Here is a 21,500-nt window from a genome sequence, read left to right as displayed (position 1 = left end):
ACCAATGAAATTTCGATACTAATAAATGGGAAAATTAGACTTCTTCGTCAGGCGCACCGTGCAGTTGGGAATCACGCTGTGGGCAGTCGCGACCGCGCTGTTCATGCTGTTTCGCCTCATGCCGGGCGACCCGACGTCGTACATCATTTCGCCCGGAATGACGCCCGCGGTGCGACGGCGGCTCATCGCGAGCTACGGGTTGAACGACCCGCTGTGGGTGCAGTACGTTCGGTACATACAGAACCTCCTGACGCTCGACCTCGGACGCTCGTTTAAAACCAACGAGCGCGTCATCAACATGCTCGTCACGTACCTCCCGAACACGCTCGTCCTGATGCTGACCGCGTTCGTCGTGGCGTACGTCATCGGCATCTCGCTCGGCGTCCTCACCGGCTGGTACCGTGGAACGCGGTTCGAGAAGACGACGGTCGTGACCGCGCTCGTCGGACGGAGCGTCCCCAGCTTCTGGATGGGCATCCTCGTCCTCTGGATTTTCGGCGCGAAACTCGGAATCATCCCGATGAGCGGGATGACGAGCCTCGGCTCCGGCCCGAAGAACTTCTGGGCGATGGTGTTCTCGGTCGACTTCCTCAAGCACATGGTCGCGCCGGTCATCGTCCTCGCGTTCTACTACATGGGCTATCCGCTGCTCATCATGCGCAACAGCATGCTGGAAACCCTCTCGGAGGACTTCATCGACCTCTGCCGCGCGAAGGGACTGACGGAGCGGAAGATAATGTTCAACCACGCGGCCCGCAACGCGCTGTTGCCCGTGCTGACCGCCGCCGCCATCGCCATCGGCTACGCGGTGGGCGGCAGCGTCCTCATCGAGACGGTGTTCGGTTGGCCGGGCATCGGCCGCGAGATGATTCGCGCCGTGCTTCGACGCGACTACCCGGTGGCCCAGGGGACGTTCCTCGTCCTCGCGCTGTCGGTCATCGTGATGAACTTCGTCGCCGACCTGCTGTACGGCGTCCTCGACCCACGGGTGACCTATGACTGAAACGATGAATCAGGAGCACGACGGTTCGATATTCGCGGACATCGACGAGGAGAGCGAAGAGCAGTTCAGCGCGTGGCAGCGCAACCTCCGCCTTTGGAAGGAGACGATAACCGAACAGTTCTCGATGCTCACGGAGGACCCGCTGGTCGTCGCCGCGATGGCCATCCTCGCGTTCTTCGGCGTCGTCGCCATTTTCGCGCCGTACATCGCGCCGTACGGTCCGAAGGAGCGGTTGATGGTGAACGCGCTCTTCGCCAAGTGGATCAAACCGTCCTTCCTCGGCGGCGAGGGCGGCTACATCCTCGGAACGACGGCGCAGGGCTACGATATCTTCAGCCAACTGGTGTACGGGGCGCGTCCCGCCATCATGGTCGGCCTCGTGGCCGCCGTGATGACCGTCGGCCTCGGAACGCTCGTCGGCCTCGTCAGCGGCTACTACGGCGGCTACGTGGACGACGTGCTCATGCGACTCGTGGACTTCGTGTACGGACTCCCGCTCCTGCCGACGGTCATCGTCCTCGTGACGGTGCTCGGGCCGGGACTGGAGAACATCATCCTCGCGTTCGTGCTCCTGCAGTGGCGCACGTCCGCCCGCGTCATCCGCGCGCTCGTCCTCTCGCTCCGCGAACGCTCGTTCGTCAAGGCGGCGAAGATTTCGGGGGCGAGCAACTGGCGCATCATCTCGCGGCACATCGCGCCGAACGTCCTCCCGATGGCGTTCCTCTACGGCGCGTTCGCAATCGCGTGGGCGATTCTTACGGAAGCAGGGGTGTCCTTCTTGGGCCTCGGCGACCCGAACAGCGTCTCGTGGGGCATGATGCTCCAGAGCGCCCGCGTCTACAGCGCCATGACGGAAGGAACGTGGTGGTGGTTCGTGCCGCCCGGAGTCTGTATCGCCCTCGTGGTCATCAGCGGCTTCCTCATCGGCCGCGGCTACGAAGAGATCGTCAACCCCGAACTACAGGTCGAAGGATGAACGTATTCAAACGATTCACGCTCGCACGATTCACGCACATCGGATTCATGTACTCGGACGAAACGGAGGCCCGCTGAATGGCCCTGCTCGAAGTCGAAGGCCTCGAAGTCTACTACGACAGCGAGGACGGCCCGGTCAAAGCGGTCGACGGCGTCAGTTTCAAAATCGAGGCCGGGGAGACCGTCGGCATCGTCGGCGAATCCGGCTGTGGCAAATCGACGCTCGCCAAGGCGCTCATCGGCATCCTGCCGAAGAACGGCTACATCAACGGCGGGAAGATACTGTTCAAAGGCGAGGACCTGACCGACATGCCCGAGAAGCGCCGCCGAGCGCTTCGTTGGGACGAGATTTCGCTCATCGCACAGTCCGCGATGAACGCGCTCGACCCGGTGTACACCATCCGCGAGCAGATTTTGGAGGCCATCGACGCCCACTACCCGAAGATGGGACGGTCGGAGGCCCAAGACGTCATCGACGAATCGTTCGACCTCGTCGGACTCGACCGCGACCGCCAGACGGACTATCCCCACCAGTTCTCCGGCGGGATGCGCCAGCGGGCCATGATCGCCATGTCGCTCGTCCTCGAACCGTCGCTCATCCTCGCGGACGAACCGACGACGGCGTTGGACGTCATCATGCAGGACCAAATTCTCAAACGCATCAACGGGATTCAACAGGAGAGCGACACGGCCATGATGGTCATCACGCACGACGTGGCCGTCGTCGCGGAGACCTGCGACCGCGTGGTCGTCATGTACGCGGGCGAACTCGCCGAAGAAGGCCCGTCGGAGTTCATCTTCGGCGAACCGTACCACCCATACACGCTCGGGCTGAAGAGCGCGTTTCCCGACATCCGCCGGTCCGAACAGGACCTCGTGAGCATCGGCGGCCACCCGCCGGATTTGAGCAACCCGCCGAGCGGGTGTCGGTTCGCGGAACGCTGTCCGCTGGCGACGGAGGTCTGTCGGAAAGAGGACCCGCCCGCCGTCGAACACGGCGAGTTGCGGTCGTTCTGTCACCACACCGACCGGGTCGACGCGGAACTTCGGTCGGTCGCCAGCAAGGCGCGGACGTGGAAAAACGACGCGTCGATGGAGGCGACCGATGACTGACGACGACACGCTCGTTCGCGTCGAAGGGTTGGAAAAGGAGTTCCCGGTCGGAAGCGGCCTTGTGACCAGCCTGATGAACTCTATCCGCGGCGAGGAGGAGGACGCGGTGCACGCCATCGACGGCATCGACTTCGAACTGCACGAAGGCGAGACGTTCGGCATCGCGGGCGAATCCGGGTGTGGCAAGACCACCACCGGGATGTGCCTGACGAAGCTGTACGAACCGACCGGTGGGAGCATCTACTACGACGGCGAGGACATCGCGAACAAGAGCGGCTCGTCCCTCACGAACTTCCGCCAGAACGCCCAGATGATATTTCAGGACCCCTTCGAGAGCCTGAACCCGCGGATGACGGTGTACGACACGGTGGTCGAACCGCTCCGCATCCACGACGTTCCGAATCAGCGGGCGCGGGTCCGACGGGCGCTCGAATTCGCGGAACTCGAACCCGCCGAATCGTTCTTCGACCGCTACCCGCACGAACTGTCCGGCGGACAGCGCCAACGCCTCGCCATCGCCCGCGCGCTGGTCATCGACCCGGACTTCATCGTCGCCGACGAACCGGTGTCGATGCTCGACGTGAGCCTTCGGGCTGGCGTGCTCTCGCTCTTGGAGCGCATGACCGACGAGTTCGGGTTGTCCGTCGTGTACATCAGCCACGACCTCTCGCTCCTGCGACACATGTGCGACCGCCTCGCCATCATGTACATGGGGAAAATCGTCGAGCAGGGGCCGACGGAGGAGATAATCACGAACCCGAAACACCCCTACACGCGGGCGCTCATCGACGCCGTGCCGGTTCCCGACCCGACGGCGGGCCGAGAGCGCGTCGAGTTGCAGGGCGAGGTCGGAGATGCCGTCAACGTCCCGTCCGGCTGTCGCTTCAAGAACCGATGTGAGAAGTACATCGGCGGCGTGTGCGATTCGGTGCAACCGCCGCTCGAAGCGAAGTCCGACGTCGAGGGCGACCGGGAAGTCGCCTGCCACCTCTACGAGAGCGCGGAGGGCTTCGACCCGTACGCCGAGGCGGACGAGACGGACCGCGACGAGGCCGTCGCGGCGGAGTCGTCGGCGAACTGAGCGACGCGAACTGTTTCTCTCATCCCTGCCGTTTTCGCTGACTTTCTTCCGCCTCGGCTTCGAAGCGCTCGGCGCGAATCTGGTCCGAGCGTTTCCGTCGCCACTCCCAGAGTCCGGCCACGATGATGAGGAGGCCGCCCGCCGCGCCGCGAACCGGCGACCCCTGCATCCAGAGGAAAACGAAGACGCCGACCGCGAAGAGTAGCGAGACGCCGAGCGTTATCTTCGCCCACCCGCGCCGCGGTCCTCGGACTCGTCGCATACCGGTCCGTCGGAGGGGAGCGTTGTGAACGTTACGGGACGACGGCAATCGGCGGTGGTACCGCGGACGACTCACCGCGGCCGTCGGATGTCGTCCCGACTCGGGAACTTCCGTTCCAGCGCGGCCAACAACACCTCGGCCGTCGCGTCCGCGTCCCGCATCGAGAGCGTCTCGACCGGCGAGTGCGAGTAGCGGCAGGGAACCGCGATGGCACCCGCGTGGCGGCCGCCGCGGACCTGCTGGAGTTCGGTCGCGTCGGTCGAACCGGTCAGCATCACGTCGTGTTGGAGGTCCACATCGGTCGCGTCCGCCGCGTCCCGGAGCCACGTTCTCGTCTGGCGGTCCACGATGACCCCGCCGAAGAAGTACTCGGAGGTTCCGTCCCCGAACTCGACCACCGGGCCGCCGTCCAGCGTCGCATTCACGCCGTCCGTCCGCCCCGCGGGGTAGTCGTCCACCGGGAATATTTCGAGCGCGATGCCGACGTCGGGGTCGAGGCTGTAGCCCGTCGTCCGCGCACCGCGAAGGCCGACCTCCTCCTGTACCGTTGCGACGTAGTGAACCGTCGCGTCCACGTCCTCTTCGCGGGCGATCGCGAGCAGGATGGCCAGCGCGATGCGGTCGTCCAACGCTCGTCCGGTGATTCGGTCGTTTCCGAGCCGTGAGACGCCGTAGTCCCACACCGCGTAATCGCCCGGTTCGACGTTCATATCCGCGACCTCCTCGGGCGAGGTGGCTCCGACGTCGATGCGGAGCGATTCCGGGAGGGACTCCTTCTCGTCGTCGCTCATGTAGTGGCGACAGCGCGGGCCGACGACGCCGAGAACGCCGTCCGGGCCGACGCGGACGCGTTGGCCCGACAGGTTCCCCTTGTAGTGTCCGCCGAGCATGTGGAAGGTGAGGAAGCCGTCGTCGTCCACGTCCTCGACGAGGAACCCGAGTTCGTCGGTGTGGGCCGCGAGCATGATTTCGAAGTCGCTTCCCTCGCTCGTGGCGACGACGTTCCCCATCGCGTCGAACGACACGCGGTCCACGTGTGGTTCGATGAGGTCGGCGAACCGGTCCGCGACGGCGTATTCGTTTCCGGGTGCGCCCGGCGCTTCCACCAGCGTTTCGAGGTCGTCGAACGAAACGTGCATGCGGGAACCGGGCGTGAACGGAAGATAACAGTTGGGGTCGCTGCAAACCAGCCAGTTCGCCAGCGTTCGTTCGTCGGTCACAAAACTGAACATTCTCGGGGACGGGTTGACATCTCCGTCAGTCTATCATATGACTCCCAATATAATGGGATACTTATTCGTTTTCTCGAATTATTTTCGAAAACGAACAAAACAACAATAAACCCCCGATACAACCCTCGACTGGGAAGCAATGACTGCAACACGACGTACGTTTTTAACGGCGGCTGGCTGTGCGGGACTGCTTGGGCTCGGCGTAACGGCGACGACAGGTGAAAGCGAAACGAGCGTTTCGCGCGATTCGTACACGATTCGGAGCGGCACCGACCAAGAAACGACGGTGTTCGTCACGTCCGCGAGCGAGTCCGGCCCGACGGTGATGGTCGTCGGCGGCGTACACGGAAACGAAAACGGAGGCTACACGGCGGCCGAGAAGGTCGCCCAGTGGGATATCGCCCGCGGAACGCTGGTGACGATTCCGAAGGCGAACGCCGCGGCCGTCGAGGAGGACTCCCGCATCGCGGACGGCGGCGTGGACCTGAACCGACAGTTCCCGACCGGTGAGGAACCGGAGACGGAACTCGCCCGCGCCATCTGGGGCGTCGTCGAGCGATTCCAACCGGATGCCGTCATCGACCTTCACGAATCCGTCGGCATCTACGACGGCGATATGGTCGGCGGCGTCGGACAGGCCATCTTCTCGTCGTGGGACGACCGGGCGTTCAACGACGCCAGAGCGGCCGCCGAATATATCAACGACAACTACGTCTCGCGCGACGGCTACGACTTCACGGTCGACCCGTTCTCCTCGTCCTCCAACGAACCGACCGGTCTGCTCACGCACAAGGCCGCGCGCGACACCGACGCCGTTGCGTTCCTCGTCGAGGCGACCTCAGATGACACGGCCCTCGGTACGCGAGTGCAGTGGCTTACCAAGACAACCCAACAACTCGTCGAGGAGGACGTGCTCACTTCGTCGGATGGCGGAAGCGGCGTAGACGACGGGGATGAAGGTGACGACGGAAGCGATGGCAGCGACGGTAGTGACGACGGAAGCGACGGAAGCGACGGCGGCGATGGTGGCAACGACGGCGGCGAACAGAACGAGGCCCCGGTCGCGCGGATTCGGACGACGCCGAGCGACACGACCGGCGGGTCGCTCGAACGCGGCGATACGGTGACGCTCGACGCCTCCCCGTCCTCGGACGGCGACGGCGAAATCGTCGAATACATGTGGGACATCGACGGCGACGGGTCGTTCGAAGAAAGCGGCGAGACGGCCGAGATGACCCTCTCTTCCTGTGGTCGCTACCGCGTCACCCTCCAAGTCACCGACGACAAGGGGGCGACGGCCACGGACGAGGCCATCCTCTCCGTCAAATAACGACCGTACCCGACCGATTCGCTCGTATTTTTCGAACGGGTTACGACCCACGTATATCGACCATTCCTCTCGCCGCGAGAGGACGCGCTCTGCGGTCGGAAATACGTGAGGAGAGGAAACGAACCGCCGAGAAACCGAGTTAGTCGTCGCTCGCGTCGAGACCGAGTTCCACCAACGTTTCTTCCGAGACGCCGCTATCGAGAAGTCGCCGTCGTAAATCTCGTCGGTCCCCGTCTGAGAGATCGATAGATGTCCCGGTGTCGATGCCGTCGTCCCCGCGACTGTCGCCCTGCCTCGTAATTTCGTAGGCGTCGCGGATGAGTTCGGCTTCTAGTTTCGGGACTGATTGGGGAATCTCTGGTGATTTTTTGATTCCAGACATCGTTTCCCGCCACTCACAGGAGGGTGTTAAAGTTATTTTAGACTAACAGATTTGTCTTTTCCCTGTTGTACTGTTCTCTTTCGTGATATGCACCGCGGGGTAAGCATAGGATTGCTCCCCGTGTCTAATTAGACCACGCCCAGAAAACAACGAAGCGGTATCGATACGGAAAATACGCGACAGTTCCGTCGTCACTCGACGAGGAGCGGAATTTCGGTCGCGTCCGCCCGAACGTCGTCCATGTCCGGCACCGTCGTTCCGGGAACGGTCACGACGCGCGACGCGACGGTGACGCCGACCCGGAGCGCGATTCGGTCCGACTGTCCGCGAGCGAGCGTCGAGAGGACGCCCGCGAGCAGTCCGTCGCCAGCGCCGACCGTATCCACCACGTTCACGTCCAGCGGTTCCGCGTGGAACACGCCGTCGACCGATGTGAGCAGCGCGCCGTCGTCCCCGAGCGAGGTGATAACGCGGTCGAACCCCCTCTCGCGGAGCGCCTGCGACGCCTCGGCGCACTCCTCGATGCTGTGGACCGGCATTCCGGTCGCGCTCGCCAGTTCGCTCCGGTTGGGTTTACAGAGCGCGTAGTCGCCCGCGATGCCGGTCAGGAGGTCGCCCTGCACGTCCACGACGGTTTCCCACGACCCCGCTCCCGCGATGCGGTCGATGGTCGCCGGGCCGAGGTTCGGCGGGAGGCTTCCGGCGATGACGACGATTTCGGGGTCGTACTCGCGGACCGTCCCGATGAGTTCGCGGACGGTTTCGTCCTTGACGCCCTGTCCCGACTGGTTGAGTTTGTACTCGCCGTCCTCCCCGAGAATCGTGGTGTTGAGTCGGGTGCAGACGTCCATCTCGACGAAATCGTTGGCGACCTTGCCGCGGGTGAGTTGTTCCTCGATGTACCGGCCGAGGAACCCGCCGACGAAGCCCGTTGCGAGCGTTTCGACTTCCAGTCTGGCGAGGTACTTCGAGACGTTAATTCCCTTTCCGCCGGGGTCGTACTGCGCCATGCTCGACCGGAGGACGCCGTTCGGTTCGACGTCCGATTCGACGTTGACGGTGTAATCGACGGCCGGGTTGAGCGTGACGGTCAGAATCACGCGTCCACCCCCTCGACGATTTCGACGCCCGCCGTCTCGAACGGTTCGCGGTACTCCGGCGGGACGGCCGCGTCGGTGACGATGGCGTCCACGTCTTCGAACGACGCGAAGCGGAAGAAACTTCGCCGACCGAACTTGCTCCCGTCGGCGACGAGGACGACGCGACTCGCCTTCTCGCACATCCGCGATTTGATGCGCGCTTCGTCCTCGTTCGGCGTCGTCAGTCCGGCGTCGGAGTGTATTCCGTTCGTCCCGAGGAACAGCACGTCGAAGTTGGTTCGGTCGAGAAAGCTCTCGCCGGTCGGGCCGACGAGCGACCACGTGGAGCGCCGGAGCGTTCCGCCGGTGACCTTCACCTCGATACCCGCCTCGGCGAGTTGCACCGACACGAGCGGCGAGTTCGTCGCGGCGGTTATCGAGACGTCGCTCGGGACGTGTTTGGCGACTTCGATGGTCGTCGTCCCCGAATCGAAGAAGACGACCTGCCCGTCTTGGAGGGTTTCGGCGGCACGTCGTCCGATGGTGCGTTTCGCCTCCCGCTTTTGGACCTGTTTCTGTCCGTACGTTCGCTCCTCGCCGACCGTTTCGACCGGGAGGGCACCGCCGTGCGACCGCTCGATGCGACCCTCGTCCTCCAAGTCCCGGAGGTCGCGGCGGATGGTCGCCTCCGAGACGTCGAGGCGACCGGCGAGGTCGCCGACGGTACTGCCGTTCTCTTCGGAGACTATCTCGACGATTCTGCGTTTTCGTTCGTCAGGCAACATATGTTCGTATCGAATCGACTCGGTATCGAGTCAAGGGCGGCGCGTTCGTTGGTTTTGTTGGCCATTCGACGCTATAACCTCTCTGGTGACGTCGGATTATATTGCCGCTTTCGTCGCGGCTTTGCCTTCCGTTTGCGAGAGGAGGGCGAGCGGACGGCATCTCACTCCGACAGCAGGACGAGAAACGTCAGCGCGATTCCCGCCCCGACGGTCGCAACGATGGTCCCGCCGTACGCGCCGACGTGGTAGTCGTAGGCCGCGACGGCCGCCATGAGACAGCAGACGGCGACCAACAGGTTCTCCCGTTCCGGTACCCACGAGGTGACACTCACTGCCATCGGTCAGTGCGCCGCCTCCGTCGCTGTCGACTCCTTCGGCGGCGAGTACGTCAGCGATTCGCCGGTGTCGGCGTCGAAGTAGTGGAGCGACCGACGGTCGAACTCGACGTTAACGCGGTCGTTGAGTTCGACGGGGACGCTCGGTTCGACGGACGCTTTGATGGTGATGTCGTCGCCGAGGTCGAGTTCGAGGACGGTCTTTTCGCCCTGCGGTTCCACGACCTCCACGAGCGCCGGGAGGCCGTCCGGCCGGAGCGTGACGTTCTCCGGGCGGACGCCCACGACGATTCGGTCGCCGACCCGACCGTCGAGCGCGTCGCGGTAGGACTCGGGAACCTCGTGTTGGAACGGCCCGACGTCCACGACGAGGCTGTCGTCGCGGCGGGTCAGTTTCCCTTCGACGAAGTTCATCGACGGACTGCCGAGGAAGTCGGCGACGAACCGGTTTCGCGGATGGGCGTAGACGTACGTCGGGTCGCCGACCTGCTGAATCTCGCCGTCGTTCATGACCGCGATTTGATCGGCGAGCGTCATCGCCTCGATTTGGTCGTGCGTGACGTACACCGTCGTCGTCGAGAGCTGTTCGTGCAGTTTGTTGAGTTCCGCGCGCATCTGCACGCGCAGTTTGGCGTCGAGGTTCGACAGCGGTTCGTCCATGAGGAACACGTCGGGTTCCCGGACGATGGCGCGGCCGAGCGCGACGCGCTGTTGTTGCCCGCCGGAGAGTTCCGCGGGGCGACGGTCCAGCAGTTCGTCGATTTGGAGGAGGTCGGCGGCGTCGCCCACCCGCTCCTCGATGATGTCGTCGTCGACGCCGTGTTGTTCCAGCCCGAACCGCATGTTCTCGCCGACGGTCTTGTGCGGGTAGAGCGCGTAGTTCTGGAACACCATGGCGATGTCCCGCTCGTACGCCCGGTGGTCGTTGACCATCCGGTCGCCGATGTATATCTCGCCGTCCGTCGCGCGTTCGAGTCCGGCGATGAGACGAAGCGTCGTCGTCTTGCCGCACCCGGACGGGCCGACGAACACCGTGAAGGATTCGTCGGGGATGTCGAGCGAGATGCCGTCCACCGCAACCACGTCGTCGAATCGCTTTTCGAGCGCGTCGAGTGTTACTTCAGCCATCGATACCACGTCCGTCGTCAGTCTGATTGAATCGCATAGTGGGGGTCGGTTCCGTCATTCTTTCACTGCTCCTTGCGTGAGGCCGCTGACGATGTAGCGCTGGAAGAACAGGCCGAACAGGATGCCCGGCAGGGCCGCTATCATCCCGCCCGCGGCGAGGTGCGCCCAGTCGATGAAGTCGTCCGCGACGAACAGGGAGACGCCTATCGGGAGCGTCTGTGAAACCTCCGAGGACGTGAGAACGAGCGCGAAGACGAACTCGTTCCACGAGAAGATGAAGGCCAGGATGGCCGTCGCCGCGATGCCCGGCTTCGCCACCGGGAGGATGACCTTGAAGAAGCCCTCCCACGTCGAACAACCGTCGACTTGGGCCTGCTCGTCCAGCGAGCGCGGCACGCCGTCGAAGTAGTTCTTCATTATCCACACCGCGAAGGGGAGGTTGAAGAACGTGTACGTCAGGATGAGCGCCGCCTTCGTGTTGTAGAGGCTCCCCGTGAGCGCGCCGATGACCGGCGGGTTCGACATAATTTCGAAGAACGGGACGATGAGCGCGATGGGCGGAATCATCCGCGCGGCGATGATGGACAGCAACAGCGCCTTGTTGCCGAGGAAGTCGTAGCGGGAGAACGTGTACCCCGAGAGCGTCCCCAGCGTGACGCAGATGAGCGTCGTCGTCCCAGCGACGATGAGGCTGTTAAGCGTGTAGGTGCCGAACGGCCGGTTCTGGAAGATTTCGACGTAGTTCGAGAGCGTCGGGTCGTGCGGGTAGAACGTGATGGGGAACGAGAGCGTCTCCGAGGGCGCCTTGAAACTCGTGATGAGGATGTAGTATATCGGGAACCACACCACCACGACGTACAGGGCGAGCAGGCCGTACGCGACCATCCGGTCCCGGACCACGCTCGACCACTCGTCTTCCGCGTTCAGGTTCAAGCTACGACGAACTCTGCTCAGCGTGTCTGTTTTCGTACTCATGTTTCGTAGGGGGTCCCTCCGAAGACCTTGTAGAGGACCGCGACGACGGCGAACGTCACCGCGAGCATGACGACGCCGAGCGCGGCACCTTGGCCGGTATCACCGAACACCATCGCGGTGCGGTAGAGCCACGAGGCCCACACTTCGGTGGACTTTCCGGGGCCGCCGTGGGTCATCACCCACACGAGGTCGAGCGCCCGGATGTCGAAGATGATGCGGATGGTGAGCGCGACCAGAATCGACGGCTTGAGGAACGGGTAGGTGACGTTCCAGAACCGCGACCAGCGGCTCGCGCCGTCCACCTCGGCCGCGTCGTACAGCTGTTCGGGGACGTTCTGGAGTCCCGCGAGGAGGATGATGATGATGAAGGGCGTGAACACCCACACGTCGGCGATGATGAGCGCCATCATCGCCAGCGTGCCGTCCGAGAGGAACGGAATCTGTTCCGAGATGACGCCGCCGCCGACGAGGACGCCGTTTATCGCGCCGTACTGCGTCTGGAACATCCATCGCCACATCAGGCCGCTCATGACGTAGGGGAGAATCCACGGCACGATGACCGCGGTGCGAATCCACCCGCGACCCTTCAGGTCCTTGTTGAGCAGCATGGCGATGCCGAGGCCCAACAGGAACGAGATGGTGACGCTACAGCCGACGTAGACGAGGGTGTGTTTCGTGAACTGTACGAGGTCCGGGTTGAGCGCCCCGACGGTGCCGTTCTCGAAGATGAGCGAGGCGAAGTTATCCAGCCCGACGAACTGTTTTTCCTGCGTTATCGGGTTCGTGTAGAACAGACTCGACCACAGGAGTTGGAGCGTCGGATAGAGGATAACCCCGGCTATCCAGAGCACCGTCGGTCCCACGGTGAGGGGGATGAACAGGCGGTCGAGCCGCCGTCGAAGCGAACGTGTATTCTCTGCCATGTATTGGAAAGGGGGACCCGAAATCTAGAGGACCTTGTTCTTCTTGTAGAGCGACGTGATGTCCTCTTGGGCCTTCGAGAGGGCCGATTTGGCGTCCTTCTTCCCGAGGAAGACGGGCGTGATGTTCGACGACAGGATGTCGTCGACCTGTGGTTGCAGGCGGTAGACCTCGCTCTTGGCGTTTTTGAGGTTGTACTTCATGTTCGAGCGCAACTCCTTCGGATACTTCTTTTTGACCTCCTCGTCCTCGTACACCTCGGGGATGGCCGCCGGGTTGCCCTCGACCACCATGTCGGTCTTGCAGGACTCGGGGGTGCTCATGAACTCCGCGAACTTCTTCGCGGCCTTCTTGCGCTTCGAGAACGACGAGACGGCGACGCCGTTCGTGTCTTGGAACGTCGCGCGGGAGGCGGGACCCTTCGGCGGTTTGGCGATTCCGAGGCGGTCCTTCTTCCACCCCTCGTTGAGCGCGCGCGACCCGAGCGGCGTCCAGCCCTCGACGGTAGCGAACTTCCCGCCGACGAAGGCGTCTCCGATGTTCCCCTCGTTCATGCTCTGGATGCCATTGGGGAGGAGTCCCTTCTTGCGGAGCGGCGTCAGGAAGTCGTTGAACACCGTCGCGCCCTTGTCGGCGAAGACGGGTTCGTGTTTGTCGTTGAACAGTTGGCCGCCCGCCTGCCAGAGGAACTGTTTGAACATGAAGACGTCCTTGTTCGCCCACGTGAAGCCGAACCCGGACTTGTCGTTGCCCACCTTGTCGCCGAGCGCGAGCACGTCGTCCCACGTGTCCGGTGGCGACGAGATGCCCTGCTTCTCGAAGTACTGTTTGTCGTAGAGGAAGTTCCCCCACTTGCCTATCTGCGGGGCCATGTACGTCTTCCCGTCGAACGTGACGAGGTTTTGGAGGTTCTCCGGGAACTTACCCATGTGCGAATCGGAGAGGCCGAGGGGTTCGAGCCAGTCGGCCGCGACGAAATCGGCGAGCCACCACGTCGGCCCGTTGAAGGCGTCCACCTTGCTTCCCTCGTTTCGCCACTGCGTAATGAGCGTCGTCTTCAGGTTGCTCCACGGCACCTCGTTCACGTCGACCGTGATACCCGTCTCGTCTTCGAACCGCTCGATGTTCTTTTTCGTCCCGGGGTCGTCCTTCAGGCTACCCGCGTTGAAGAAGACGATTTTGTCGGCCATCTCGCCGCCGCCGCTACCGTCGTTTTTCGAACCCTTACCGTCTTTCGAGGAGGAACAGCCCGCCAGCGCGGTCGTTCCCGCGATACCGAGTGCGCCAGTCGCTCGAACGAATCGACGCCGTGTATGGTTGTATTCATCACCCATGACATCCAGAACCATACAGAACGACCATAATAAATGTTCTGCAAAAACATGCAGATTCAGTCAAACTCAATCACAAACTGCACCAATAGAGGCAAAAATAAACAATCTCGGGCGGATTGCTATTCGGTATGGCGTGGGAGAACCGTGGAAAACGGCAAAGAAGAGCGACGAACGGGCGATCTCTCGGCATCGACGCGGTGCGGTGACGACTCGTGTTCGAATCTGCACGAACGCGTTCGTTCGACTGATTCGGCGGCAGAGTCACTCCCAGTTCGTCGCCGCGTCTCGCTGCCGGAACAGGTCGGGTCGTCGCAGATACCGGACGAGGAAGTACGTGCCCAATAGGGCGATGCTTCCCACGGACCAGAGGACCTCCGTCGAACCCAGTCCGACCATGGCGACGCTCAACGCGACCAACGCCACGGCGGGAAGGGCGTACCCGCCGGGGGCGCGAAACGGCGGCGTCACGTCGGTGCGGTAGTGTCGAAGCCCGACGAACGAGACGATGTTGAGGGCGTACGGGAGGCCGGTTCCGACGACGGACGCGATGACCAGCAGTTCGTAGAAGTAGTCCGGGAAAATCGTCAACGCGGCCGCCACCAGACTGACCGCGACCAGCCCGGCCCACGGCACCTGAAACCGCGAGTGGACGGCCGCGAACGCCCGCGGCAGGGTTCCGTTCCGCCCCAGTGCGAACACGACGCGACTGGCGCTCATCGTCCCGACGAGCATCGTGGTGAAGATGGCGACCACCGCGGCGAGCGGAAGCAAGTATCGTCGAATCATCGGCACTCCGAGTTTCGACGCGGCCACCCCGAGCGGCACCGTCGTCACCGGATTCCCCTCCGCGAACGCCGACGGCGCGACGACGCCGTGCAGCGCGACGACGACGGCGGTGTAGAGGACCGTCGTGACGAGGAGCGACAGCAAAATCGCCCGTGGAACCGTCTTTGCTGGCCGTTTCACTTCCTCCGCGACGGACGGAATCGCGGTCCACGCGCCGTAGCCCGTGAGCGCCAGTTGCACCGCGGCGAAGAACTTCGCGGGGCCGCTCGTGAAGAAGGGGTCGTAGTTGGTCGGTTCGAACCGCGTGAGGCTGATGGCGACGAACACGAGCAGTATCGTGAGCAACAGCGCGGACAGGACGAGGTTCGTCCGACTCGTGCTCGTCACGCCGACGAGGTTGACGAGGAAGCTCAACGTGATGGCGGCGAGGGCGATGGGAACGACGTACCCCTTCGCGTGAGGAAACGCGATGCTGAGATACTGCGCGATGGCGAGCGCCGAAATCGTGACGCTGAACACCATGCCGATGCAGTAGGACATCCCTTCGAGGTAACTGGCGAAGAGTCGAACCGTTCGGTTCCGCCCGAACGTCTCCGCGGGGAAGACCGCGGGACCGCCCGCCTTCGGGAACGCCAGCGCGAGTTCCGTATAGCAGAGCGCGATTATCATCATCAGCAGTCCGGCGACCACCCACGCGAGCGTCGAGGCGGGACCCGCCAGGCGTCCCGTCGAACCGGGAAAGACGAAGATAGCCGACCCGACCATGCCCCCGACGCTCAGCAGGACGCAATCCAGCAGTCCGAGCGTTCGCGTCAATCCGTCGTCGGCCGTCGATTCGTCGCGTCCGGTCATGCTTCGAACATCTCTCGGTCGGACGTATGGATACCTCTCATATAATGATTCTCAAATTCGTTTAGCATTCCAAAATTGGAACGAGTGCGGATTGGGGGCGGTGTGCGACCTCCGCATATTTCATCGATGAACTTCCATCTCCGTTTAACGACAACTAAAGGAAAATTTATGACGAACGATGCCGTCTAATCGGTGGTTCACGATGGATACAACAGCGAAGCGACGCGGATTTCTCAAGGGAATCGCGGCGACGACCGTCGGCATCACCGCCACGACGCCCGGAAACGCCTCCGAAACGGTGACGTACCTCGTCACGACTGGGAGCCGAAACGCTGTACGAAAGCTCGAACGGGCGGGTTACACCGTCCAGAACGAAATCCCGGACGCGAACGTCCTGTTCGTTCTCGGCCCCGCCGACGCGGAGGACGACCTTCGCGGCGTCCCCGGGGTTCGCGAGGCGGTGTCGGACATGGCGTACGAGTTGGGAACCTCGACCGTCGAATCGACCGGTGTCGCGGCGGACGCCGAATACGCCGAGTTACAGTGGGACAAGCAGGTCACGGACGCGTTCGAGGCCCACACCACCGCGACGGGGGAGGGGACGCGCATCGCCATCGTCGATACGGGCGTCGACCACACGCACCCCGACCTCACGGCCAACGTCAATACGGACCTCGGGCGGTCGGTCATCGACGGGGAGTTCGGAACCGACGCCGGACCGGTCGCGGCCCACGGGACGCACGTCGCCGGAATCACCGCCGCGACGGGCGCGCAAGGCGTGGTCGGCATGGCTCCCGATGCCGAACTCGTCCCGCTCCGCGTGTTCCCCGAGGAGGGACCGCTCCTCGAACGAATCAGCGACTGCCTGCTGGCCATCGACTACGCCGCCGAAATCGGCGCGGACGCAGTGAACATGAGTCTCGGGTGGGACCCGCGTCCGCCGCGGGAGAACCAAACGTCGCGCGGCGTCCGTCGCGTCATCTGCGAACGCGTCGTTCGGAGCGCCCTCCGGCGCGGGACGACCGTCGTGGTGTCGGCGGGCAACGAGGAGACGGACCTCCAACACGGGGGTTACCGCGACATGTGGACGAGCCTCGAAAGCACGCTGGGCGTGAGCGCAACCGGTCCGAACGACGAACTGTCGTTCTACTCGAACTACGGCGTGGACGACGTTGTGGTCGGCGCGCCCGGCGGCGGCTACGAGACGCTCGAAAAGAGCCTCGCGGACGACACCGCGTGGCCGTATCCGACCAACCTCGTGCTTTCGACCGTCCCGGGCGATGATTACGCCTACTTCGCGGGCACGTCGATGGCGTCGCCGCAGGTCGCCGGTCTCGTCGGACTCGTCCGCGAACTGGACCCCACCGCGAACCCGCAACAGGTGGCCGGTGTCATCGAACGCAACGCCGAGAAAAGCAACGGCCGGAGCGACCCCGACCTCGGCGCTGGCCGGATAAACGCGCTGCACACGGTCGAGTCGCTCACGAAGTAGGCGGGGCCGTTTATCGCCACTCGGTCAGCACCACCGTGTCCGTACTGTCCGTTGCGATCCACGCGTCGTCACGCGTGATGTCCGCGATGATGGCCCGGTTCGGACACCGTTCGTCGGGCGTCTCGTCTATCGCGAAGACGATTTCGGGTGCGTCCGTTCCGTCGCGCCGTCTGCCGAGTGCTGAGTGCGTCATGGTCGTTGGTTTCGTTCGTTCGGTTGTCGATGCTCCTCGTCAGTTGCTTCGAAGGTCAGTATAAAAGTCGTTCTGACCACACTGTCGAATCACCGCGGTTCGAAGTCGTCCGGGTCGAATCGATACTCGCCGTCCGGGTGGGCCGGTGTCGGTCGCCGGGTCGAGAGTCCGGGGGCGAACATCCAGACCAAGACGAGAATTCCGACGAAGGCCGGAAGGACGGTGAAAAAGGGGACCGTCTCTCCGAGCCATCGAACTCCCTCCCAGAAGTCCACAAGTGTGAGTGTCACTCCCATACGTCGTTCGGCTGATACCTAGAACTGCTATGGCATAACGGTACCGATTTTTCATCCAAAACAAACCCTACAAGTTGGTCGATGCGTCAGTCGTCGGCGAGTCGCGGCATACCCGCGAGCACCCCTTGCACGTCGTCCATCGGTTCGCCGACCGTGATGCCGTTCGGCGTTATCCCGAACTTGCGGAGCAACTGCTCGTAGTCGCTCGTCCGCTTTTTCAACACGCCGATGGCCTTTCGCATTTCACCTGATACTTCGAGGTGCTGGAGAAGAACGATGTTGTCCGCGAGATAGCCGATTCCCTTGCCCGTCGCTCTGACCTGTCCCGTCATCGAATCGTGCTCCGAGACGAGGATGACGGTGACGCCCATGTTCTTGAGGTACCGACAGAGCGCCTGTAGTCGCTCGACGAGATCCAGTCGATTCTCGCGGAGCGACGCGGTGTATCCCTCGATTCCGTCGATCATCACGATGTCCGTCTCGTTGGTTTCGACCTCCTGACGGACCATATCGGCGAACTCGACGGCCGAGCGTTTCACCGATTCGACCTCGACGAGTTGGAGCATGTCCCGTTCTTCCATCTGGGCGACGGGAACGCTGATGGCCTTGCTCCGTTCGTGGAACGTCTCGGTCGATTTCTCGGTGTACCGTTTCGTTTCTCCCCTCACCCTCATCCTGTGACGTTGTTCATCCGCGTCGCCGTCGTCTTCCCGCATCCGGTGCACGTGCTCACCCGATACGGTTCACGCGAAAATACCGCGTTGTCGCTGTCCCCGTTCTCGGTTCGAATCTCGATTTTCACCTCGTGGGGCGTCTGCCGCCCGCACTTCGGGCACGATTCCACGATGTCGGTCACGAACCCGTCTCCGGATTTCGTCTCCGTCACGGTGACGCCACCTCCGGCCGTCTTCCGGGGGGACGATGCGGACGGTCGCGGCGCACGCTCGCCTCCCACCACCACAGGTACGCCCGCGATTCCCGCGGTTCCGAGTCGACCGCGACGTCCGTTTCGTGCTGTGGCGCGCCGTAGAACCTCTCCTCCGGGTCGGTTCGCCGCATCGAATGCTGTGGCGGTCCGTACCGCGTCTCCTCGATGGACGGTTCGTTCGTCGCTTCGGTATCGCGCTGAGGTGTGATTTTCATCCGTTTTCCCTCCATTTCCGTCCCTTCGGTTGCTGGTCGCTCGTCGGTGAGCTACTACATACCACTGGGTGGAGTAAAAAGGAGGTTCTGACCACCGTATCAAAACGTCGCGTGGAAATCGTCACGAAAATCTCTCAAAAATTACAAAAGTATAGTTATGATTTGGGGGATGATTAAATAGATGGCTATTGTTGTGATTGGTCATGGCTTCACCGGGAACAGTCCGACTGCTGGCCGCCCTCCGGGAGGGGTCACTCGACGAGGTTCGACCGATACTCGACATCGAGACGGGGCAGGTGACGTACCCCGACGCGACCGAATACCTCGACGGCGGCGACGGTCAGACCTTCGAAGTGCTGGAAACGCTGGCCGAACGGGACCTCCTCCACCGCGAGTTTCAGGAAAAACAGTACATCTGCCCCCGCTGCGAAGCGAAGGGGATGCAGTACACCACGGCCTGTCCGTCGTGTGAGTCCCCGCAGACGATTCGGACGGACAGGTACCGCCACTCCGACTGCGGTTACGAGGGGATGCGCGAGCAGTTCGTCGGCGACGACGCCATCGTCTGCCCGAACTGCGACACCGAACTGGAATCGTTGAAACACCTCGAATCGAACGCCGCACACGTCTGCGAGGACTGTGACGAGGTGTTCGAGACGCCGAAACACCGGCTTCGATGCCGGGACTGCTTCTACGTCTCCGACCCGCTGCAAACCATCGAGCGGGTGCTGTATCGCTACTTCCTGAGCGAGGGCGGTTCCCACTGGGTCGACGAGCAACTGACCGCCCGGCAGTCGGTCGCCGAGGCGTTCGAGGACCGACAGCTCCGTACCGAAATCGATACCGTCGTCACCGACGGCGCGGGCGAGGAGGTACCGGTTCACGTCTACGCGCGCGACGACCTGCTCAACGACCGGGTCATCGCGGCGATTCACGAGCGCCCGGACGAGAACGATATCGCCGCCCTGACGTCGCTCGCGGCGGACGTCGGCGCGCGTGCGACGCTCGTCACCACGTCCGGGGAAATCGTCGGCGAACGCGCCGGGAGCCTCCTCTCGGACGAGGACCTGACGGTACTTCGGTTGACGAACGACGATACCCTGAAACGCGAGTACGAGGTCGTCGCCGACGAGCGCGCCAGCAATTCCTTCGTCGGGCGACTCGCCGACATCTTCAAACCGCAGAACGGGTAATCGCCGGACGTTCGGACATTTTCGACGACGTTGAAGCAACGATGGGCGCTCGCGGACCGCGCCGTCCCCCGAAGCGTCGCGGCCAGAACGCCGTCATCGAACGCCGGACCGCTACAACAGCGATCCATCGTCCGAGCCGTCGGTTCCGTTCGTCGCTTCCGTCGTGACGGTGCCCGCGTCAGTTGTGTTGCCGACGATTCCACCGACGGCAGTCGAGGCGTTTTGGACGGGTCCGGCCGTGGTATTTGCCGTGTCGTCGACGATGGCGGTCGTATTACTGACCGCCGTCGTGACGCCGCCCGTCGTGTTCTCGGCACCGTCGTCGAGTACCTCGGTCGTATCGTTCACGTCGTCCGACGTCTCGTCCACCGTTTCCGTGACCGTTCCCGTGGTGTCGTCCACCCTCTCCGTAGTGTTGTCGATGCCGTCGGTGGCTTCGTGGGCGGTTTGGTCGATGCTGTCCGTGATTTCGTCGGTCGTATTATCGACCGCATTCGTCGTCTCGTTTACTCCGTCCGTGACCCTATCCGAGCTTCCAGCTACCTGTTCCGTCGCGTCGTCGATACCGTCTGTGACCGAATCCGTCGTCTCGTCGACCCCGCTCGTGACTGAATTCGACGCGTTATCGACCGTATCCGTCCCGCCATCGACTCCGTTCGAGACGTTCTCGGCCGCGTCGTCCACCGCATCCGTGACGTCATCCACGCCGTCCGTGACGTCGCGCGTCGTGTCGTTCACGGCGTCCGTTCCCTCGTCCACGCCGTCCGTAGCGTTGTCCACGCGGTTCGTAATTTCGTCGGTCGTGTTATCGACCGTATCCGTTCCCTCGTCCACGCCGTCCGTGACGTTACCCGTGGTGTCGTTCAGGTGACCCGTGAGGTCGTCCGATGCGTCCTCTACCCCGTCCGTGACGTTATCGACTCCATCCCCGGCCCGCTTCGTGGTGTCCCCGACGTCGTTCGTTCGGTTATCGACGCCTCCCCTCTCGCCCGTGGTGTCGTTCACCACATCCCCGACGTCTCGCGGTCCGTCACTGACGTCGGGTCCGCCCGACCGATTCTCGTCTCCGACCGGACCATCGGCCGGAGTCGGTGTCGCGCCGGTGTCGCCGTCCCCATCGTTCGTCGTGTTCCCCGCCAACTGGTCGAGGAACCGATCGCCGATACGCTCCGGGACGCGGAACGATATCGAATCGGCCGTCGCCCGTTCGAAACGCATCTCGGCCCCCTGGAGCGTCGTCTTTTTCAACACCGCGTCGTGAAACGTCAACCGAACGCCCGCGCCGTCGTCCGCGGATTTCACCCCGATACAGACCTTTTCGGCGTGCATCCGAGCGATATCGACGGAGAGTGCACCGTCGCTCGTTCCCCCGTCGAGGGTCCCGGACATCGCCTCCTCGACGTGGAGGTTTCGAGCGTTCTGACCGAATGCGGGGAACGTCGTGTTCCGGAACGTAACGTCCCGGAAGCAGTGTGTCGCACCCGGCTGCGTCTGCTGTTCTGGTATTCCCGGTCGTTCATGCCGTGTCGCTGCTGTCGGCGCGGTCGAGGCGACCACGAGACAGAAGGCGACGGCGAGGATGGCTCGATGTTTCATCGAATATCACTGTC

The 21,500-nt window shown here is 63.1% G+C and carries 24 protein-coding genes; 7 read left to right on the top strand and 17 right to left on the bottom strand.

Annotation, left to right across the window (positions count from 1 at the left end):
* The first annotated feature begins 25 nt into the window (after window positions 1–25).
* From V5735_RS07295 to V5735_RS07280, 4 genes are all read left to right on the top strand, one after another.
* On the top strand, window positions 26–1,003 hold the full coding sequence (locus tag V5735_RS07295; protein ID WP_423745751.1) for an ABC transporter permease: 978 nt from the start codon (window positions 26–28) through the stop codon (window positions 1,001–1,003).
* Window positions 996–1,979 (top strand): ABC transporter permease, encoded by a 984-nt coding sequence (locus V5735_RS07290; protein WP_423745750.1) that lies wholly within the window; start codon window positions 996–998, stop codon window positions 1,977–1,979. The genes V5735_RS07295 and V5735_RS07290 overlap by 8 nt, the downstream gene beginning before the upstream one ends.
* A gap of 77 nt (window positions 1,980–2,056) precedes the next feature.
* Entirely contained in the window at window positions 2,057–3,091 is a 1,035-nt protein-coding gene (locus tag V5735_RS07285) for an ABC transporter ATP-binding protein (RefSeq protein WP_423745749.1), read from the top strand.
* Entirely contained in the window at window positions 3,084–4,172 is a 1,089-nt protein-coding gene (locus V5735_RS07280; RefSeq protein ID WP_423745748.1) for an ABC transporter ATP-binding protein, read from the top strand. The genes V5735_RS07285 and V5735_RS07280 overlap by 8 nt, the downstream gene beginning before the upstream one ends.
* Before the next feature lie 19 nt (window positions 4,173–4,191).
* Here V5735_RS07280 and V5735_RS07275 read toward each other — a convergent pair whose 3' ends face one another.
* The gene (locus V5735_RS07275; protein WP_423745747.1) at window positions 4,192–4,434 is read right to left on the bottom strand and encodes a hypothetical protein; all 243 of its coding nucleotides are present in this window, start codon (window positions 4,432–4,434) and stop codon (window positions 4,192–4,194) included.
* A gap of 71 nt (window positions 4,435–4,505) precedes the next feature.
* Window positions 4,506–5,654, bottom strand: a complete 1,149-nt coding sequence (locus V5735_RS07270; RefSeq protein ID WP_423745746.1) for a M42 family metallopeptidase — start codon at window positions 5,652–5,654, stop codon at window positions 4,506–4,508.
* 151 nt (window positions 5,655–5,805) lie between these two features.
* Between V5735_RS07270 and V5735_RS07265 the strand changes: the two genes are divergently transcribed.
* Entirely contained in the window at window positions 5,806–6,996 is a 1,191-nt protein-coding gene (locus V5735_RS07265; RefSeq protein ID WP_423745745.1) for a PKD domain-containing protein, read from the top strand.
* 139 nt (window positions 6,997–7,135) lie between these two features.
* On the opposite strand, the gene V5735_RS07260 is transcribed toward V5735_RS07265, so the two are convergent.
* The 9 genes from V5735_RS07260 to V5735_RS07220 form a co-directional block, all read right to left on the bottom strand.
* Complete coding sequence (locus V5735_RS07260) at window positions 7,136–7,378, bottom strand: hypothetical protein (protein WP_423745744.1); 243 nt, start codon at window positions 7,376–7,378, stop codon at window positions 7,136–7,138.
* A 191-nt stretch (window positions 7,379–7,569) separates the two neighbouring features.
* Window positions 7,570–8,478, bottom strand: a complete 909-nt coding sequence (pfkB, locus tag V5735_RS07255; protein ID WP_423745743.1) for a 1-phosphofructokinase — start codon at window positions 8,476–8,478, stop codon at window positions 7,570–7,572.
* Complete coding sequence (gene glpR, locus V5735_RS07250; protein ID WP_423745742.1) at window positions 8,475–9,242, bottom strand: HTH-type transcriptional regulator GlpR; 768 nt, start codon at window positions 9,240–9,242, stop codon at window positions 8,475–8,477. The genes pfkB and glpR overlap by 4 nt, the downstream gene beginning before the upstream one ends.
* 161 nt (window positions 9,243–9,403) lie before the next feature.
* The gene (locus V5735_RS07245; protein WP_423745741.1) at window positions 9,404–9,580 is read right to left on the bottom strand and encodes a hypothetical protein; all 177 of its coding nucleotides are present in this window, start codon (window positions 9,578–9,580) and stop codon (window positions 9,404–9,406) included.
* A gap of 3 nt (window positions 9,581–9,583) precedes the next feature.
* Window positions 9,584–10,705, bottom strand: a complete 1,122-nt coding sequence (locus tag V5735_RS07240; RefSeq protein ID WP_423745740.1) for an ABC transporter ATP-binding protein — start codon at window positions 10,703–10,705, stop codon at window positions 9,584–9,586.
* Window positions 10,706–10,759: 54 nt separating this feature from the next.
* A complete protein-coding gene (locus V5735_RS07235; RefSeq protein ID WP_423745739.1) occupies window positions 10,760–11,680 on the bottom strand; it encodes a carbohydrate ABC transporter permease in 921 nt (306 codons plus the stop codon).
* A complete protein-coding gene (locus tag V5735_RS07230) occupies window positions 11,677–12,603 on the bottom strand; it encodes a carbohydrate ABC transporter permease (RefSeq protein WP_007982032.1) in 927 nt (308 codons plus the stop codon). The genes V5735_RS07235 and V5735_RS07230 overlap by 4 nt, the downstream gene beginning before the upstream one ends.
* Before the next feature lie 24 nt (window positions 12,604–12,627).
* Window positions 12,628–13,935, bottom strand: coding sequence for a sugar ABC transporter substrate-binding protein (locus tag V5735_RS07225; RefSeq protein ID WP_423745738.1), 1,308 nt, complete (start codon window positions 13,933–13,935; stop codon window positions 12,628–12,630).
* 261 nt (window positions 13,936–14,196) lie between these two features.
* Window positions 14,197–15,573: an APC family permease gene (locus tag V5735_RS07220; protein WP_423745737.1), complete on the bottom strand. Its 1,377-nt coding sequence runs from the start codon at window positions 15,571–15,573 to the stop codon at window positions 14,197–14,199.
* Window positions 15,574–15,775: 202 nt separating this feature from the next.
* Here V5735_RS07220 and V5735_RS07215 point away from each other — a divergent pair, with 202 nt between their 5' ends.
* On the top strand, window positions 15,776–17,065 hold the full coding sequence (locus V5735_RS07215) for a S8 family peptidase (RefSeq protein ID WP_423745736.1): 1,290 nt from the start codon (window positions 15,776–15,778) through the stop codon (window positions 17,063–17,065).
* A 10-nt stretch (window positions 17,066–17,075) separates the two neighbouring features.
* On the opposite strand, the gene V5735_RS07210 is transcribed toward V5735_RS07215, so the two are convergent.
* The 5 genes from V5735_RS07210 to V5735_RS07190 form a co-directional block, all read right to left on the bottom strand.
* Entirely contained in the window at window positions 17,076–17,258 is a 183-nt protein-coding gene (locus V5735_RS07210; RefSeq protein ID WP_423745735.1) for a DUF7556 family protein, read from the bottom strand.
* 89 nt (window positions 17,259–17,347) lie between these two features.
* Window positions 17,348–17,548, bottom strand: a complete 201-nt coding sequence (locus V5735_RS07205) for a hypothetical protein (RefSeq protein ID WP_423745734.1) — start codon at window positions 17,546–17,548, stop codon at window positions 17,348–17,350.
* 92 nt (window positions 17,549–17,640) lie between these two features.
* Window positions 17,641–18,228 carry an ATPase domain-containing protein gene (locus tag V5735_RS07200; RefSeq protein WP_423745733.1) on the bottom strand — a complete coding sequence of 196 codons (588 nt, stop codon included), beginning with the start codon at window positions 18,226–18,228 and terminating at the stop codon, window positions 17,641–17,643.
* Window positions 18,225–18,440, bottom strand: coding sequence for a hypothetical protein (locus tag V5735_RS07195; protein WP_423745732.1), 216 nt, complete (start codon window positions 18,438–18,440; stop codon window positions 18,225–18,227). The genes V5735_RS07200 and V5735_RS07195 overlap by 4 nt, the downstream gene beginning before the upstream one ends.
* Window positions 18,437–18,697, bottom strand: a complete 261-nt coding sequence (locus V5735_RS07190) for a hypothetical protein (protein WP_423745731.1) — start codon at window positions 18,695–18,697, stop codon at window positions 18,437–18,439. The genes V5735_RS07195 and V5735_RS07190 overlap by 4 nt, the downstream gene beginning before the upstream one ends.
* 203 nt (window positions 18,698–18,900) lie before the next feature.
* On the opposite strand from V5735_RS07190, the gene V5735_RS07185 reads away from it, so the two are divergent.
* Window positions 18,901–19,890: a hypothetical protein gene (locus V5735_RS07185; protein ID WP_423745730.1), complete on the top strand. Its 990-nt coding sequence runs from the start codon at window positions 18,901–18,903 to the stop codon at window positions 19,888–19,890.
* A 111-nt stretch (window positions 19,891–20,001) separates the two neighbouring features.
* Here V5735_RS07185 and V5735_RS07180 read toward each other — a convergent pair whose 3' ends face one another.
* Entirely contained in the window at window positions 20,002–21,486 is a 1,485-nt protein-coding gene (locus V5735_RS07180) for a hypothetical protein (RefSeq protein WP_423745729.1), read from the bottom strand.
* Between the last annotated feature and the right edge of the window lie 14 nt (window positions 21,487–21,500).

The sequence above is a fragment of the Haladaptatus sp. SPP-AMP-3 genome, assembly GCF_049568665.1.
In the GTDB taxonomy this organism is placed as follows: domain Archaea; phylum Halobacteriota; class Halobacteria; order Halobacteriales; family Haladaptataceae; genus Haladaptatus; species Haladaptatus paucihalophilus.
The sequence above is the reverse complement of the archived record's forward strand: the minus strand, read 5'-3'. Positions and strand labels throughout refer to the sequence as shown.

Excerpts from the sequence above, each read along its gene's own strand:
- V5735_RS07295 (WP_423745751.1), top strand. The coding sequence starts at position 26 with ATGGGAAAATTAGACTTCTTCGTCAGGCGCACCGTGCAGTTGGGAATC.
- V5735_RS07290 (WP_423745750.1), top strand. The coding sequence starts at position 996 with ATGACTGAAACGATGAATCAGGAGCACGACGGTTCGATATTCGCGGAC.
- V5735_RS07285 (WP_423745749.1), top strand. The coding sequence starts at position 2,057 with ATGGCCCTGCTCGAAGTCGAAGGCCTCGAAGTCTACTACGACAGCGAG.
- V5735_RS07280 (WP_423745748.1), top strand. The coding sequence starts at position 3,084 with ATGACTGACGACGACACGCTCGTTCGCGTCGAAGGGTTGGAAAAGGAG.
- V5735_RS07275 (WP_423745747.1), bottom strand. The coding sequence starts at position 4,434 with ATGCGACGAGTCCGAGGACCGCGGCGCGGGTGGGCGAAGATAACGCTC.
- V5735_RS07265 (WP_423745745.1), top strand. The coding sequence starts at position 5,806 with ATGACTGCAACACGACGTACGTTTTTAACGGCGGCTGGCTGTGCGGGA.
- V5735_RS07260 (WP_423745744.1), bottom strand. The coding sequence starts at position 7,378 with ATGTCTGGAATCAAAAAATCACCAGAGATTCCCCAATCAGTCCCGAAA.
- glpR (WP_423745742.1), bottom strand. The coding sequence starts at position 9,242 with ATGTTGCCTGACGAACGAAAACGCAGAATCGTCGAGATAGTCTCCGAA.
- V5735_RS07245 (WP_423745741.1), bottom strand. The coding sequence starts at position 9,580 with ATGGCAGTGAGTGTCACCTCGTGGGTACCGGAACGGGAGAACCTGTTG.
- V5735_RS07240 (WP_423745740.1), bottom strand. The coding sequence starts at position 10,705 with ATGGCTGAAGTAACACTCGACGCGCTCGAAAAGCGATTCGACGACGTG.
- V5735_RS07235 (WP_423745739.1), bottom strand. The coding sequence starts at position 11,680 with ATGAGTACGAAAACAGACACGCTGAGCAGAGTTCGTCGTAGCTTGAAC.
- V5735_RS07230 (WP_007982032.1), bottom strand. The coding sequence starts at position 12,603 with ATGGCAGAGAATACACGTTCGCTTCGACGGCGGCTCGACCGCCTGTTC.
- V5735_RS07225 (WP_423745738.1), bottom strand. The coding sequence starts at position 13,935 with ATGGGTGATGAATACAACCATACACGGCGTCGATTCGTTCGAGCGACT.
- V5735_RS07220 (WP_423745737.1), bottom strand. The coding sequence starts at position 15,573 with ATGACCGGACGCGACGAATCGACGGCCGACGACGGATTGACGCGAACG.
- V5735_RS07215 (WP_423745736.1), top strand. The coding sequence starts at position 15,776 with ATGGATACAACAGCGAAGCGACGCGGATTTCTCAAGGGAATCGCGGCG.
- V5735_RS07210 (WP_423745735.1), bottom strand. The coding sequence starts at position 17,258 with ATGACGCACTCAGCACTCGGCAGACGGCGCGACGGAACGGACGCACCC.
- V5735_RS07200 (WP_423745733.1), bottom strand. The coding sequence starts at position 18,228 with ATGAGGGTGAGGGGAGAAACGAAACGGTACACCGAGAAATCGACCGAG.
- V5735_RS07190 (WP_423745731.1), bottom strand. The coding sequence starts at position 18,697 with ATGAAAATCACACCTCAGCGCGATACCGAAGCGACGAACGAACCGTCC.
- V5735_RS07185 (WP_423745730.1), top strand. The coding sequence starts at position 18,901 with ATGGCTTCACCGGGAACAGTCCGACTGCTGGCCGCCCTCCGGGAGGGG.
- V5735_RS07180 (WP_423745729.1), bottom strand. The coding sequence starts at position 21,486 with ATGAAACATCGAGCCATCCTCGCCGTCGCCTTCTGTCTCGTGGTCGCC.